The organism is Kitasatospora sp. NPDC088346, from assembly GCF_044740765.1.
Taxonomy (GTDB): domain Bacteria; phylum Actinomycetota; class Actinomycetes; order Streptomycetales; family Streptomycetaceae; genus Kitasatospora.
In genome coordinates, this window is record NZ_JBIURH010000011.1 from 97,200 (window position 1) to 109,877 (window position 12,678).

Below are 12,678 nucleotides of genomic sequence, written 5' to 3' on the forward strand. Positions count from 1 at the left end.
TCCGGGGGACACCGTGCAGATCGCACCCAAGGGCGAACAGGCCCGTAACAACACCGCGTTGCCCAAGGCCCGCACGTTGATCGAGGCGCTGCCCTGGCTGGAGCGCTTCCACGGCAAGACCATCGTGATCAAGTTCGGCGGCAACGCCATGGTCGACGAGGACCTGAAGGCGGCCTTCGCCCAGGACGTCGTCTTCCTGCGCTACGCCGGCCTGCACCCGGTCGTCGTCCACGGCGGCGGCCCGCAGATCAGCGCCCAGCTGGAGAAGCTCGGACTGGAGTCGTCCTTCACCGCGGGTCTGCGGGTCACCACGCCGGAGACCATGGACGTGGTGCGGATGGTGCTGGCCGGCCAGGTGCAGCGCGAGCTGGTCGGGCTGCTGAACGGGCACGGCCCGTTCGCGGTCGGCATGACCGGTGAGGACGCCCACACCATGACGGCCGTCAAGCGGTACGCCGTGGTCGGGGGCGAGCAGGTCGACATCGGGCTGGTCGGCGACATCGTCCACATCGAGCCGGGCGCCGTGAAGGCGCTGATCGGCGACGGGCGGATCCCGGTGATCTCCTCGATCGCCCGCGGCGCCGACGGGCACGTCTACAACATCAACGCGGACACCGCGGCCGCCGCCCTGGCGGTGGCGCTCGGCGCCGAGATGCTGGTGATCCTCACCGACGTCGAGGGCCTGTACCGCGACTGGCCGGACTCGGACGACGTGATCAGCAAGCTCTCCGTCACCGAGCTGGACGAGATGCTGCCCGGCCTGGCCAGCGGCATGCTCCCGAAGATGGAGGGCTGCCTGCGGGCCGTCCGCTCCGGCGTGGGCACCGCCCGCGTGCTGGACGGCCGGGTGCAGCACAGCCTGCTCCTGGAGATCTTCACCGACGAAGGCATCGGCACCATGGTCGTCCCCGACGACGAGGTGCCCGTACTGGGGGGACTGGCATGACCGGCGGCAACGGCGGGATCACCGAACGCTGGCAGGGCGCGCTGATGGACAACTACGGCACCCCGCGGGTGGCGCTGGTGCGCGGCGCGGGCTCGCGGTTCTGGGACGCGGACGGCAAGGAGTACCTGGACCTGGTCGGCGGCATCGCGGTGAACGCGCTCGGCACCGCCCACCCGGCCGTCGTCGAGGCCGTCACCGGCCAGATCTCGACCCTGGGTCACGTGTCCAACCTGTTCATCGCCGAGCCGACCGTGCGGCTCGCGGAGCGCCTGCTCCAGCTGTTCGGCCGCGAGGGCCGGGTGTTCTTCTGCAACTCCGGCGCGGAGGCCAACGAGGCCGCGTTCAAGATCAGCCGGCTGACCGGGCGGACCCAGCTGATCTCCGTCCAGGGCGCCTTCCACGGCCGCACCATGGGCGCGCTCGCGCTGACCGCCCAGCCGGCCAAGCAGGACCCGTTCCGCCCGCTGCCCGGGGACGTCCTGCACGTGCCCTTCGGCGACGTCGAGGCGCTGCGGGCGGCCGTCACCACCGAGACCGCCGCGGTCTTCCTGGAGCCGATCCAGGGCGAGAACGGGGCGGTCCCGCTGCCCGACGGCTACCTGCGCGCGGCCCGCGAGATCACCCGGGCCACCGGCACCCTGCTGGTCCTGGACGAGATCCAGACCGGCGTCGGCCGCACCGGCCACTGGTTCGCCCACCAGGCCTTCGAGGGCGTCGAGCCGGACGTCGTCACCCTGGCCAAGGGCCTCGGCGGCGGTCTGCCGATCGGTGCCGCGGTCGCCTTCGGCCCGGCGGCGGACCTGCTCCACCCGGGCCACCACGGCACCACCTTCGGCGGAAACCCGGTGGTCGCCGCGGCCGGCCTGGCGGTGCTCGACACCATCGAGTCCGAGGGCCTGCTGGACCACGTGCGCAAGGTCGGCGAGCAGCTGCGGGCCGGCATCGAGGCGATCGGGGACCCGCTGGTCGCCCACGTCCGCGGCGCGGGCCTGCTGCTGGGCATCGTGCTGACCGAGCCGGTGGCCGCCCGGGTGCAGGCCGCCGCCCAGCAGGCCGGCTTCCTGGTCAACGCGGCGGTACCGGACGCCGTACGGCTGGTGCCGCCCCTGGTCCTGACCGAACAGGAGGCGGACGGCTTCCTGGCCGCCCTGCCGGCGATCCTCCGGTCGGTGCGGGAGTCCGCCCCCGACGCGAACAGCTGAGCGCAGTCCAGGAGAATCATCGTATGACCGCTCCCCACCCCGACCAGTCCGCCTCCGGGCCGACCTCGCAGGTCCCGCAGACCCGTACCGCCCGTCACCGGCGGATCGTGGACCTGCTGACCCGTCAGCCCGTCCGTTCGCAGAGCCAGCTGGCCAAGCTGCTGGCCGACGACGGACTGGTGGTCACCCAGGCCACCCTCTCCAGGGACCTGGACGAGCTGGGCGCGGTGAAGATCCGCAACCGGGACGGCGCGCTCATCTACGCCGTCCCGGCCGAGGGCGGCGACCGCACGCCGCGCGCACCGATGGGCGAGTCCGCCAGCGAGGGCCGGATGGCCCGGCTGGCGGGCGAGCTCATGGTGTCCGCCACCGCCTCCGGCAACCTGGTGGTGCTGCGCACCCCGCCGGGCGCGGCCCAGTTCCTCGCCTCGGCGATCGACGCCGCCGAGGTGTACGAGGTCATCGGCACCATCGCCGGTGACGACACCGTGCTGCTGATCAGCCGGGACCCGGCCGGCGGCCAGGCCCTGGCCGACCACCTGATGCAGCTGGCCCAGGCCAAGGTCCAGTAGTCCGTCCCGGCCGGCCGTCCCGGCCGGGACGCACCCCACCGGAAAACGGGGTTTGGCGTTTCATACGCAGTGATGCATACTTATGCCTAACGCCGCATGGGATCCCGCACAGCGCCGTTCCCCTGCCCTGTACGCACCCTTTGTGAAGGAGAAAGCCGTGACCGAGCGCGTCGTACTCGCCTACTCGGGCGGTCTGGACACGTCCGTCTGCATCGGCTGGATCGCCGAGGAGACCGGCGCCGAGGTCATCGCCGTCGCGGTCGACGTCGGCCAGGGCGGCGAGGACCTGGAGAAGATCCGCCAGCGCGCGCTGGACTGCGGCGCCGTCGAGGCCGAGGTCGCCGACGCCCGCGAGGAGTTCGCCGACGAGTACTGCCTGCCGGCGCTCAAGGCCAACGCCCTCTACCAGGGCCAGTACCCGCTGGTCTCGGCGCTGTCCCGGCCGACCATCGTCAAGCACCTGGTCGCCGCCGCGCAGAAGCACGGCGCCACCACCGTCGCCCACGGCTGCACCGGCAAGGGCAACGACCAGGTCCGCTTCGAGGTCGGCATCAACTCGCTCGCCCCGGGCCTCAAGTGCATCGCCCCGGTCCGCGACTACGCGATGACCCGCGACAAGGCGATCGCCTTCGCCGAGGCCAAGGGCCTGCCGATCGCCACCACCAAGAAGTCGCCGTACTCGATCGACCAGAACGTCTTCGGGCGGGCCGTCGAGACCGGCTTCCTGGAGGACATCTGGAACGCCCCGATCGAGGACGTCTACGAGTACACCCAGAACCCGGCCACCCCGCGCGAGGCCGACGAGGTGGTCATCACCTTCGAGGCGGGCGTCCCGGTCGCGATCGACGGCCGCAAGGTCACCGTGCTCCAGGCCATCGAGGAGCTCAACAAGCGGGCCGGCGCCCAGGGCGTCGGCCGCCTCGACATGGTCGAGGACCGCCTGGTCGGCATCAAGTCCCGCGAGATCTACGAGGCCCCCGGCGCGATCGCCCTGATCACCGCCCACCAGGCCCTGGAGAACGTCACCGTCGAGCGCGAGCTGGCCCGCTACAAGCGGCAGGTCGAGCAGCGCTGGGCCGAGCTGGTCTACGACGGCCTGTGGTTCTCCCCGCTCAAGCGCGCCCTGGACGGCTTCGTCAACGAGGCCAACCAGTCCGTCTCCGGCGACATCCGGCTCGTCCTGCACGGCGGCCGCGCGGTGGTCAACGGCCGCAAGTCCGAGCAGTCGCTGTACGACTTCAACCTGGCCACCTACGACACCGGCGACACCTTCGACCAGTCGATGTCCAAGGGCTTCATCGAGATCTTCGGCCTTTCCTCCAAGATCGCGGCCCGCCGCGACCTCGCCTGACCAACCCCTCCCGGTCCCGGCTGCTCCCCCCGGCAGCCGGGACCTCCCCCTACCCAGCAAGGAGCCCACGCGATGTCGTCCGACCAGAACGCAGACGTCCGACTCTGGGGCGCGCGCTTCGCCGACGGCCCCTCCGAGGCACTGGCCCGGCTCTCCGCCTCCGTGCACTTCGACTGGCGCCTCGCGCCGTACGACATCGCGGGCTCCAAGGCCCACGCCAAGGTGCTGCACAAGGCCGGCCTGCTGAGCGACGAGGAACTGGCCGCCATGCTGGCCGGCCTCGACCAACTGCTCGCCGACGTCGACGCGGGCACCTTCACCGGCACCATCGCCGACGAGGACGTGCACACCGCCCTGGAGCGCGGCCTGCTGGAGCGGCTCGGCCCGGACCTCGGCGGCAAGCTGCGCGCCGGCCGGTCGCGCAACGACCAGATCGCCACCCTCTTCCGGATGTACCTGCGGGACCACGCGAAGATCATCGGCGGCCTGGTGCTGGACCTCCAGCACGCCCTGGTCGGCCTCGCCGAGGCCCACCCGGACACCGCGATGCCGGGCCGCACCCACCTCCAGCACGCGCAGCCCGTCCTCTTCGCCCACCACGTCCTTGCGCACGTGCAGGCCCTCGGCCGGGACGCCGAGCGGCTGCGCCAGTGGGACACCCGCACCGCCGTCTCCCCGTACGGCTCCGGCGCCCTGGCCGGCTCCTCGCTCGGTCTCGACCCGGAGGCCGTCGCCGCCGACCTGGGCTTCGAGCGCGGCTCGGTCGGCAACTCCATCGACGGCACCGCCTCGCGGGACTTCGTCGCCGAGTTCGCCTTCGTGACGGCGATGATCGGGATCAACCTCTCCCGGATCGCCGAAGAGGTGATCATCTGGAACACCAAGGAGTTCGGCTTCATCACCCTGCACGACGCCTTCTCCACCGGCTCCTCGATCATGCCCCAGAAGAAGAACCCGGACATCGCCGAGCTGGCCCGGGGCAAGTCCGGCCGCCTGATCGGCAACCTCACCGGCCTGCTGGCCACCCTCAAGGCCCTGCCGCTCGCGTACAACCGCGACCTCCAGGAGGACAAGGAGCCGGTCTTCGACTCCTGCGACACCCTTGAGGTCCTGCTGCCCGCCTTCACCGGCATGATGGCCACCCTCACCGTGCACCGCGAGCGACTGGAGGAGCTGGCCCCGGCCGGCTTCTCGCTGGCCACCGACATCGCCGAGTGGCTGGTCAAGCAGGGCGTCCCGTTCCGGGTCGCGCACGAGGTGGCCGGCGCCTGCGTCAAGGTCTGCGAGGGCCTGGGCATCGAGCTCTCCGACCTCACCGACCAGCAGTTCGCCGAGATCTCCGAGCACCTCACCCCCGAGGTCCGCTCCGTCCTCAGCGTCCACGGCGCCATCGCCTCCCGCAACGGCCGCGGCGGCACCGCCCCCACCGCCGTCGCCGCCCAACTGGCCGAGATCAAGGCCGACCTGGCCACCCAACAGGACTGGACCACCCGCTGACCCCGCAGCCCACCCCCTCCCCGCGCCCGCCCCTCAGGGGCGCGGGGAACTGCGCGCCCAGCCACCGCCCCACCGCCACGGGGCCTCCAGCGCCCGCCCCTCGCACCCTCCGAGGCCCGGGATCGTCCCGCCCCTCCCGGCCGGCAGGCCCCCCGCGCCCCCGTCCGAGTGATCAACCCCCACCCCCCGTGCCCCACCCACCCCCCACCGGGTCATACCGGGTGTGATCCCCGTCTCCGACCTGCGCCGCGACCTGCTGTCCTTCCTGCTGCCGCTCGCCCGCGGCAGCGGAACGGATCCCGAGGATCTGGAGCAGGCGGTCTGGCTGACGGCCCTGGAGCGCGCCGCCCCCGGCCCGCTCCCCGCCGCCCCCGTCGCCTGGCTCCGCGGCCTGGCCGTCCGCGAGGTCCTCGCGGCCCGCGCGGCGGCCCGGGAGCTCCCCGTCCCGAAGGTGACGCAGCGTCACCCCGACCCGGCGCTGCACCTCGCCCGAGCCGAACTCCACCGCGCCGTGCGGCGTGCGCTCGCCGCCCTGCCCGGCCGCTGCCCGGAGCTGCTGGCGGCGCTGGCCGAGTCGCCCGAGCTGACGTACCGGCAGCTGGCCGGCCGCCTCGGTGTGCCCCGCGGTTCGCTGGGTCCGACCCGTTCGCGGTGCCTGGCCTGCCTGCGGGCGCTGCTCGCGGCCTGGCGGGAGGAGTGGCGGGAGGGGTGGCGACCCGGTGAAGGGTGAGTGACGCTCGCCACGTCGCGCGTCCGGAAGGTTGAGAGCGGTCGACGGCTGGGTAGAGCGGTGGCGAACGTCGCTCTTGACGGTCGTCCCCGGTTCCGGATACTGAGCGTGAGCGCTGGTCCGGTCCCGGCGGGCGGTCGTGCCGTCCGGAGGGGCGTCCGCGCGCTTTCCCCCGGGCCGGGCAGATCCCCGTCCGGGCACACCTCGGCAGGCGGCCGGTGCGAGACCCTCACTCGTCGCGCCGGACACGATCCATGGGGAGGCCCCGTACATGGGCATGAGTGTGAGCATCTCGGCGGCGACCGAGCAGGACGCGGAGCAGATCCTCAAGCTCCAGTACCTCGGCTACCAGAGCGAGGCGGAGCTGTACTCGGACTGGTCGATCGACCCGCTGACGCAGACCCTGGACAGCCTCCGCGAGGAGATCGCCGAACGGCACGTACTGGTGGCGCGTCTCGGTGACGAGGTCGTCGGTACGGTGCGCGGCTGGGCGGACGAGCAGGGCGTCGGGCACATCGGGCGCCTGGTGGTGCACCCGCGGATCCAGCGGCACGGTCTGGGCCGCCGCCTGCTGGACGCCGTCGAGCGCCGGCTGACCGCCGAGCACGAGGTCAGTGCGTTCGCCCTGTTCACGGGCCACCGCAGCCTCGCCAACCTGCGCCTGTACGCCCGCCAGGGCTACCGGCAGACCGAGGTGCGCGAGGTCTCCCGCCGCCTCAGCATCGTCACCCTGGAGAAGCCGGTCGCGACCTCGCTCGCCGCCTGAGCTCCGCTGAGCTCCGCCGAGCTCCGCCGGACTCTGCCGAGTTCCGCCGAGTTTCGCCCCGCCGACGGCGCCCGCCCCCTGTGGCCGGGCGCCGTCGGCCTTGGCGCACAAGGGTCGTGTCCGTATTCCGGACAGCAAGTCCTGGCCATTGGGACTGCGCCCATATGTCTGATTTACTTGCACCCATGACTGCGACGACGAAATGCATCCCCACCGGCACCGTGCCGGCAGGCGAGCGATGCGTGTGCCGTCGAATGTGTCACTGCTGAGGGCCACCGTCCCCCGACTCGCGCCCCGAAGCGAGTAATCCCGTCCGCGCCGTTCCCGGCGTATTTTCCCACCGGTCCCTGATGGCCGGGCGGAGCCTGTCCACGTGCGTCGCCGCAGCTCAGCGGCCGCGACCACCGTACGGCAGAAGCTGACCCCCATTTCGCCTGCACCGGCGTGCCCCGCATGCCGCTGACCGCCTTCGGCGTACCGCCTTCCGGGCCGTCCGCCCACGAACAACGGAAGCAGCTGTGATCACCACCAAGGACCTGAGAAAGGTCTACAGCTCCCGGGGCCGCGAGGTCACCGCTCTCGACGGCGTCGACCTGCACGTCCGCCAGGGCGAGGTCTACGGAGTCGTCGGCACCAGCGGCGCCGGCAAGTCCACCCTCATCCGCTGCGTCAACATGCTGGAGCGGCCCAGCTCCGGCACGGTCACCGTGGACGGCCTCGACCTCACGGCGCTCTCCGGCAGCGAGCACCGCGCCGGACGCGAGCTGCGCGAGGCCCGCCGCCGGATCGGCATGGTGTTCCAGCACTTCAACCTGCTCTCCTCGCGCACCGTGCAGGAGAACGTCGAACTCCCGCTGGAGATCATCGGCCAGGACGGCACCCAGCGCCGCCGCCGCGCGGCCGAACTGCTGGACCTGGTCGGTCTCGCCGACAAGGCGCGCAGCTACCCGAGCCAGCTCTCCGGCGGCCAGAAGCAGCGCGTCGGCATCGCCCGCGCCCTGGCCGGCGACCCCAAGGTGCTGCTCTCCGACGAGGCCACCTCGGCGCTCGACCCGGAGACCACCCGCTCGATCCTCGCCCTGCTGCGCGACCTCAACCAGCAACTCGGCCTGACCGTGCTGCTGATCACCCACGAGATGGACGTCATCAAGTCCGTCTGCGACTCCGCCGCCCTGATGCGCGGCGGCCGGGTGGTCGAGTCCGGCGCCCTGAACGACCTGCTCGCCACCGAGGGCTCCGAGCTCGCCCGGGAGCTCTTCCCGCTCGGCGACTTCGGCTCCGGCCACCCCGGTCACACGGTCGTCGAGGTCACCTTCCAGGGCGACACCCCGGCCCAGCCGTTCATCTCCCAGCTCGCCCGCACCTACCAGATCGACATCAACATCCTGGGTGCCGCGGTCGAGACCATCGCCGGCCGGATGGTCGGCCGGATGCGGGTCGAACTGCCCGGCGGACACCAGGACAACGTGGTGCCGATCGGTTTCCTGCGCGAGCAGGGCCTCCAGGTGGACGTCCTCGCGGCGAGCGGAGCGGCGGCATGAGCAACACCCTGACCTGGGACCAGATGCAGGACCTGATGTGGCCCGCCACCTGGGAGACCCTCCAGATGGTCGGCGTCGCCTCGGTCGCCACCGTGATCCTCGGTCTGCCGGTGGGCCTGCTCCTGGTGCTGACGGACCGCGGCGGCCAGTTGGAGAACCTCCCGCTGAACCGGGTGGTCGGCGCCGTGGTCAACATCGGCCGCTCGCTGCCGTTCATCATCCTGATCGTGGCGCTGGCGAGCTTCACCAAGCTGATCGCCGGCACCAGCATCGGGTGGCAGGCGGCGACGGTGCCGCTCACGGTGGGGGCCATTCCGTTCTTCGCCCGGCTGGTCGAGACCTCCGTCCGCGAGGTCGACCCCGGCCTGGTCGAGGCCGTCCAGTCGATGGGCGGCTCGACCTGGACGACCGTCCGCAAGGTGCTCCTCCCGGAGGCGCTGCCCGCGCTGGTCGCCTCGGCCGTCACCACGGTGATCGCCCTGATCGGCTACTCCGCGATGGCGGGCGTGGTCGGCGGCGGCGGCCTCGGAGACCTGGCCTACCGCTACGGCTACCTGCGCTTCCAGACCACCTTCATGTGGGTGATCGTCGCCGAACTGGTCGTCATCGTGACGGTGCTCCAGCTGATCGGTGACCGGATCGCCCGCCACCTCTCCCACCGCGGCTCGTACCCCAGCCCGCTCGGCCTGCTCTTCGGCGGACGCCGCCGCAGCGCCGACGACGACGAGCTCGTCTCCCACTGACCCCGCCGGCCCGACCCGGGCCCGGCGAGAACCAGGCCGCACGTCCGTCACCCACGGCCCGGACGGCCGAACGCAACCCGCAGAAAGGCACTTTTCGTGCGTAACGTCCTGAAGACCACCGCCATCGTCGCCACCGCCGGCCTCGCCCTCTCCCTCGCCGCCTGCAGCAGCTCCGGCTCCTCGCCGGCAGGCGCCTCGGCCGACCCGAACAAGGCGCTGACCGTCGTCGCCAGCCCCACCCCGCACGCCCAGATCCTCCAGTACGTGAAGGACAACCTGGCGGCGAAGGCCGGGCTCAAGCTGGACATCAAGGTGGTCAGCGACTACGTGACGCCCAACACGGCGGTCCAGGACGGCTCCGCGGACGCCAACTACTTCCAGCACGTGCCCTACCTGGACGACTTCAACCAGAAGAACGGCACCACCATCGTCCCGGTCGGGCCGGTCCACCTGGAGCCGCTCGGCGTCTACTCCAAGAAGGCCAAGGCCGTCGGCGACCTCAAGGACGGCGCCCAGGTCGGCGTCCCGAACGACGCCACCAACGAGGGCCGGGCGCTCAAGCTGCTCGCCGACAACAACGTCATCACCCTCAAGACCGGCGCGGGCACCGCCGCCACCGTCCAGGACATCGCCACCAACCCGAAGAACCTCAAGTTCAAGGAGCTGGAGGCGGCCCAGCTGCCGCGCGCCCTGGACGACCTGGACGCCGCCGTCATCAACGGCAACTACGCCCTCGACTCCGGCCTCAAGCCCGCCACCGACGCCATCCTGCTGGAGAAGGCCGAGGGCAACCCGTACGCCAACATCCTCGCGGTCAAGAAGGGCAACGAGGCCGACCCGCGGGTCAAGAAGCTCGCCGAGCTGCTGCACTCCGCCGAGGTGAAGAAGTACATCGACGACACCTTCCAGGGTTCGGTGATCGCGGCCTTCTGAGCCGTCCGCGCACCCTGACGACCAGGCCCCCGCCGACACCCGGCGGGGGTCCGGTCGTGCAGTATGCAGGGGAGGCGGCTCCGTCGGGGACGGATCTGACGGGCCGTCGCCACAACGGCGGCGTACCTGACGGGCCGTCGACGGACAGCGGGTACCCTGGCACGCCCGAGGAGGGGCGCGGCGTACCGTGTGTCCACGACCGGCGAGGAGAGACGGCAATGGCAGCGAGCTTCCCCGAGACAGCCATCAGCACCGACCGGTTGCTGCTGCGCCCGCCCGCGGACTCCGACGCCGCCAGCCTGGTGTCGATGATGGCCGACGACCAGGTCAACGCCTGGACGGCCGTCCCGCAGCCGTTCACCGAGACGCACGCCCGGGCGTGGATCCGGCAGCTGTCACCGGCCCGCCGGTCCGAGGGCCGGGGCATCGCCTTCGTCGTGACCGAGCACCTCACCCAGCGGGTGGTGGGCACGGTCGAGCTCGACGGCACCGACTGGCGTCTCGGCTCCACCGGGATCACCTACATCACCGCACCCTGGGCACGCGGTGAGGGTTACGCCCCCGAGGCCGTCCTCGGAGTCGCCCAGTGGCTGTTCGAGGACCGCGGCTTCCACCGCCTGGAACTGCGGACCGCCGCCGGGAACACCGCCGCCCAGCAGGTCGCCCAGAAGATTGGCTGCATCAGCGAGGGCGTGCTGCGCAGCGCCTGGACGGTCCGGGACGACCTCGCCCAGGGCGACCGGGGCACCTCCCGCCGCGGCAGCGAGTCCCGGACCGACCTGATCCTGTGGAGCCTGCTCCCGGAGGACCTGGACGTGCCCGAACCGGACTGGGCGGAGCAGCGCCACCTGCTGAGCGACTGACCTGCGGGTACGGCCGCCGGCGACTGCGCGGGGCGCACGGCCGGACGGTCCGGCGGCGCGCGGGGGAGCGCACCCGGTAGCCTCTCCTGGGGCGTGCCGCGACCGGCCGCCCGAGGGTCCGGTCGTACGGTTCCCGGGCGTCGAGTCGCTCCGCCGAGAACCGTCATCAGCCGGCCCCTGCAACGGGGCGGATCAGGCGAGGGAGAACAGCCGCAGATGGCTGACCGGATCACGGTCATCGGGTGGGACGGAACCCCGCTCACGGAGGCGGCGGCATCCGCGCTCGCCGGCGCGACCCTGGTGGCGGGGGCGCCCTACCAACTCAACGCCCTGCCGGTCCCGGCCGGCGCCGAGCGGATCGCGCTCGGCAGCATCGCCGCCGCCGCGCACCGCCTCGCCGAGCACCGCGGCACCGCCGTGGTGGTGGCGGAGGGCGACCCCGGCTTCTTCGGGGTGGTCCGCACGCTGCGCCGCCCCGAGTACGGGCTGGAGCTCGAAGTGCTGCCCGCCGTCTCCTCGGTGGCCACCGCCTTCGCCCGGGCCGGGATGGCCTGGGAGGACGCTCAGGTGGTCTCGGCGCACGGCGGGCGGCTGCGGCGTGCCGCCAACGTCTGCCGGGCGTACTCCAAGGTCGCGGTGCTCACCACCGCCGACGCCGGGCCGGCGGAGCTCGCGCTGATGCTCCGCGGGGTGCACCGCACCTTCGTGGTCTGCGAGGCGCTCGGCACCCCGGAGGAGGACGTCACCGTCCTGACGTCCGACCGGGTGCCGGACCGCGACTGGCGTGATCCCAGCGTGGTGCTGGTGATCGGCGGCCACGTGCCGAGCAACGTCACCGAGGCGGCCGGCTGGCTGGCCGGTCGCCCGGTCTCCTTCCCCGCGCCGGAGCGGGGCTGGGCCCTGCCCGCCCCGGCGTACGCGGGCGCCGAGCCGTCGCCCGAAGCAGAAGGGGGCGCGCGGGACGACGAACGCGCCCTGCCCGAGCACGTCCGTGCGCTGGCACTGGCCCGGCTCGGGGCCGTCCCCGGCGACCTGGTCTGGACGGTCGGCGGCAGCAGCGCGGCACTCGCCGTCGACGCCGCGCGGTTCGGCGCGGCCGTCGTCGCGGTCCAGGCCGACCCGGCCGTCCGCGCCGGGATCGCCGCCGCCGCCCGCCGCCACGCGGTCGAGGTGGAGGTCGTCCCGGGGGAGGGGCCCGAGGCGCTGGGCGGACTGCCGGAGCCGGACGCCGTCCTGGTCGAGTCCGGCGGGGCCGAGCTGGTCAGGGCGGTCGTCGCCCGGCGGCCCGACCGGCTGGTCGCGCTGGCCCGCAACCTGGCCGAGGCCGGTGAGCTCCGGAGGATCGCCGAGACCGCCGGGTACCGGGTCGACGGCGCGCTGCTCCAGTCCGCGCCGCTCACACCGGCGCGCGCCGAGCACGACCGCCCCTCCTTCGGTCCGGCGGACCACACCCTGCTGCTCTGGGGCAAAGCCGGATGAGCCGCCCCCGCGGGGCGGCCCCGGACGGTGATCCACGTCGCATCCTGCGGCCGGG

Annotated in this window: 12 protein-coding genes; all 12 read left to right on the forward strand. The window is 72.6% G+C overall.

What is annotated here, in order from left to right; all coding sequences use genetic code 11:
• The first annotated feature begins 13 nt into the window (after window positions 1-13).
• A complete protein-coding gene (gene argB / locus ACIOFR_RS17210) occupies window positions 14-946 on the forward strand; it encodes an acetylglutamate kinase (RefSeq protein WP_400997658.1) in 933 nt (310 codons plus the stop codon).
• On the forward strand, window positions 943-2,148 hold the full coding sequence (locus ACIOFR_RS17215; protein ID WP_400997661.1) for an acetylornithine transaminase: 1,206 nt from the start codon (window positions 943-945) through the stop codon (window positions 2,146-2,148). The genes argB and ACIOFR_RS17215 overlap by 4 nt, the downstream gene beginning before the upstream one ends.
• Before the next feature lie 23 nt (window positions 2,149-2,171).
• Window positions 2,172-2,720: an arginine repressor gene (locus ACIOFR_RS17220; RefSeq protein ID WP_400997664.1), complete on the forward strand. Its 549-nt coding sequence runs from the start codon at window positions 2,172-2,174 to the stop codon at window positions 2,718-2,720.
• 157 nt (window positions 2,721-2,877) lie between these two features.
• Entirely contained in the window at window positions 2,878-4,071 is a 1,194-nt protein-coding gene (locus ACIOFR_RS17225) for an argininosuccinate synthase (RefSeq protein ID WP_400997667.1), read from the forward strand.
• A 72-nt stretch (window positions 4,072-4,143) separates the two neighbouring features.
• Window positions 4,144-5,568: an argininosuccinate lyase gene (gene argH / locus ACIOFR_RS17230; RefSeq protein WP_400997670.1), complete on the forward strand. Its 1,425-nt coding sequence runs from the start codon at window positions 4,144-4,146 to the stop codon at window positions 5,566-5,568.
• Window positions 5,569-5,791: 223 nt separating this feature from the next.
• Window positions 5,792-6,298, forward strand: coding sequence for an RNA polymerase sigma factor (locus ACIOFR_RS17235; protein ID WP_400997673.1), 507 nt, complete (start codon window positions 5,792-5,794; stop codon window positions 6,296-6,298).
• A gap of 271 nt (window positions 6,299-6,569) precedes the next feature.
• Window positions 6,570-7,064, forward strand: coding sequence for a GNAT family N-acetyltransferase (locus tag ACIOFR_RS17240; RefSeq protein ID WP_400997676.1), 495 nt, complete (start codon window positions 6,570-6,572; stop codon window positions 7,062-7,064).
• A gap of 518 nt (window positions 7,065-7,582) precedes the next feature.
• Window positions 7,583-8,605: a methionine ABC transporter ATP-binding protein gene (locus tag ACIOFR_RS17245; protein WP_400997679.1), complete on the forward strand. Its 1,023-nt coding sequence runs from the start codon at window positions 7,583-7,585 to the stop codon at window positions 8,603-8,605.
• Window positions 8,606-8,613: 8 nt separating this feature from the next.
• On the forward strand, window positions 8,614-9,348 hold the full coding sequence (locus ACIOFR_RS17250) for a methionine ABC transporter permease (RefSeq protein ID WP_400997990.1): 735 nt from the start codon (window positions 8,614-8,616) through the stop codon (window positions 9,346-9,348).
• A gap of 96 nt (window positions 9,349-9,444) precedes the next feature.
• Window positions 9,445-10,281: a MetQ/NlpA family ABC transporter substrate-binding protein gene (locus tag ACIOFR_RS17255; protein ID WP_400997682.1), complete on the forward strand. Its 837-nt coding sequence runs from the start codon at window positions 9,445-9,447 to the stop codon at window positions 10,279-10,281.
• Window positions 10,282-10,499: 218 nt separating this feature from the next.
• Window positions 10,500-11,144 (forward strand): GNAT family N-acetyltransferase, encoded by a 645-nt coding sequence (locus ACIOFR_RS17260; RefSeq protein WP_400997685.1) that lies wholly within the window; start codon window positions 10,500-10,502, stop codon window positions 11,142-11,144.
• Window positions 11,145-11,360: 216 nt separating this feature from the next.
• Window positions 11,361-12,623, forward strand: coding sequence for a precorrin-6y C5,15-methyltransferase (decarboxylating) subunit CbiE (cbiE, locus tag ACIOFR_RS17265; RefSeq protein ID WP_400997688.1), 1,263 nt, complete (start codon window positions 11,361-11,363; stop codon window positions 12,621-12,623).
• The last annotated feature ends 55 nt before the right edge of the window (window positions 12,624-12,678 follow it).